Annotated in this window: 1 protein-coding gene; it reads right to left on the bottom strand. The window is 62.9% G+C overall.

Annotation, left to right across the window (positions count from 1 at the left end; genetic code table 11):
• Window positions 1-700, bottom strand: a 700-nt coding sequence (locus GY769_07565; protein MCP4201775.1) for a hypothetical protein, incomplete at both ends; no start/stop codon positions are given.

Here is a 700-nt window from a genome sequence, read left to right as displayed (position 1 = left end):
CGATTCCGAGAAGTACCGCCTGATCGGCGGACCGCCCTCCAGGACGATCTCTTCGGGTTTCAGAAGTCCGACTCCCGGCCGCCGGACCTCGTACCGCTCTGCTTCAATGACCTGGGGTAAGCCCATCAGCCGAGTGAGGTCTCCCGTGTGTTTCCGAACGCCGGCCAGAGCCAGGGCATCGGTCCGCCAAAGGCCGGGTCGAGCCGCGTCTACCAGCTCTCGAGCCACCAGCGACGCGCCGTACGAGTTGATGTGGCTGTCGTTCGAGAAGAAGAGGGGCCTTTGCTCTCTCTGCTTCGCGTCCTCAAGCAACGACCAGAGGTCCAGGTATCCGGCGACGGCATCGGCATCCAAAAGACCCCTCAACTCCTCGCGCTTTCGCAGCGCACATTCGCCGAATCGGCCGATTGTCTGCGTCGTGTATTCTGGATAGATAGCGTTCTTGCTCGGTACGATGAGAAAGTGAAAGTCGCGGCCGGCACCACGGAGCGTAGCTCCCAGACGCTCGAGGCGCGCCAGAATCTCCGGAATCGGCGTGTCGACGATGCAGGGACGTCGTAGGTCCGAATCGAAGAAGAGCCAACCCCCCCGGCCGAGGTGAACCTCGGAATCGGGACTGTCGCCGAAGAGCCTCAGGTCGATCCACGAGTCGGCTGCGACGGCTTGCCGCCGTAGCGGCAGATGGTCGGTGAGGTAGCTG

The organism is bacterium, assembly GCA_024224155.1.
GTDB lineage: Bacteria > Acidobacteriota > Thermoanaerobaculia > Multivoradales > JAHEKO01 > CALZIK01.
This window is presented reverse-complemented; position numbering and strand designations above follow the sequence as displayed.